Consider the following 1,855-nt stretch of genomic DNA (forward strand, 5'->3'; position numbering starts at 1 on the left):
GTGTCGAGTAGGCAAGGGGAATTTCGCCCCGAGCCTCTCACAGAACCGTACGTGATAGTCTCCCATCATACGGCTCTTCTTATACAATCTTTAATCCCTAATTAGAATACCCTACATGCCAGTGATAAAACAGACTTGGATATTGAATCCGAACCCTGTCCAACCATTTATAAGCTTTTGTAAGGTTGTTTCTATACCTTTTGTAGCGATACCTTGCCCATCTTATTAGTTTTATACGCAATATATAAAACACTTTCGATAGACTGTAGCCACGGTATTTACCAAAGTAACGGATCCATCCCCTAAGTTTTGGGTTTAAATGATGGGCAATACCTACAATACTGTCACATTGAATTCTTGGGATTTCCATCTTCCTGAGTTGGTCGAATATTCGTGACCTTGACTGGATGCTCATAGCACAATCAAATCCTAGAAACAGTTTCTTTGTTTTCTTGGATTTTGAAGTACGCGGCTGGAATGTATAACCGAGAAAGTCAAATTGTACTTCCCTATACTTTTGTCGCCTTTTGAAATCTTTGCAATACACGATTTTCGTCTTATCAGGATGCAATCTCAATCCACAATCTTCCACTCTTTCTTTTATTTTCTGTAGGCTCTTTTCTGCCTGAGTTTTTGTCAGGCAATGAATGATAATATCATCCGCATAGCGTACAAATTTAATAGAAGAATCAATTGTCTTAAGCCAAACGTCCAAGGTATAGTGCAAATACAAATTGGCCAAAAGTGGACTGATCACTCCTCCTTGCGGTGTGCCTTTTGTTCTTGCTATAACTTCACCTTCTTTGGTTTGCAATGGAGCATTGAGCCATCTTTTGATGTACTCGAATATCCACTTTTCTTCCACATGTTTGTTCAGCGCTTTGAGCAACTTAACATGGTCTATTTCATCAAAGAAATTCTTGATGTCTAAGTCTATCACCCAATCATACTTCCAGCAGTTATTTCGAACCTGTTCTAGCGCCTGATGGGCACTCCGTTTTGGACGATAACCGTAGGAATCCGGATGAAAGATCTTTTCCAATCTTACCTCTATCTGATTCTTAATGACCGTTTGAGCTACCCTATCGCTGATCGTTGGAATCCCCAATTGACGCATAGATCCATTCTTCTTGGGAATCTCAACTTGTAGGACTGCTGGTGGAAAATAACTACCCGAAGCCAAGCGATTCCAGACTTTATACAAGTGCCGATGTCTTTGCATATCATACACTGACATACTTAGTTCATCCACTCCTGCACTCTTCCCTTTCCGCTTTACCTGTAGGTAAGCTTCCCATACCATTTCTTTGGTAATAGGTACTGATTTTGTCTTCTCTAATTCAATCATCCTCTTGCGAGTTGTAAAACTGATGAAAACTGTATAAGCCAATCCCTTCGCTCCGTTTCTATTACAGAAATTTCAACACTACTACGGATTGGTCCGTCCCTGAACCAAACATCGCTATTCTGCCTCTAAGTTGATCTTATTGTGCGTTTCACTTTGCATCTTGATCCAGGTTCCCGAGTTCCGTAAATAAGCCCGAATAAAGGTCATGCCTCCTAAATGACGCCTGCCGTCCAGTCAATAAACAGGTAACCACTGAACTCGTAATGTTTGTCATACTTCAAACACTTTTGACAGAATGTAGCACTTTCTCGACACTTCATCAGAGGTTCATTTGCATTCATCTCCCCTGCCTTCCGGTAGGCAGGTTTATCCTTACCTGACCACGCTCTTGACGTGGCCTTTTCCATAACGCTCAATACCTTGACTCTTTACCAAAGCACCTTATGGTGGTTTGATGCTCTCCCCTGTAGGACAACACCGGTGGGTCGGTTCCACCATCTTATAAAC

At 41.5% G+C, this 1,855-nt stretch carries 1 protein-coding gene; it reads right to left on the bottom strand.

Annotated elements, in window-relative coordinates; translation table 11 throughout:
- Positions 1-97: 97 nt before the first annotated feature.
- Complete coding sequence (gene ltrA / locus Q4534_RS24020) at positions 98-1,348, bottom strand: group II intron reverse transcriptase/maturase (RefSeq protein WP_303615704.1); 1,251 nt, start codon at positions 1,346-1,348, stop codon at positions 98-100.
- Positions 1,349-1,855: the final 507 nt, after the last annotated feature.

Source organism: Cyclobacterium sp. 1_MG-2023 (assembly GCF_030546805.1).
Lineage (GTDB): Bacteria > Bacteroidota > Bacteroidia > Cytophagales > Cyclobacteriaceae > Cyclobacterium.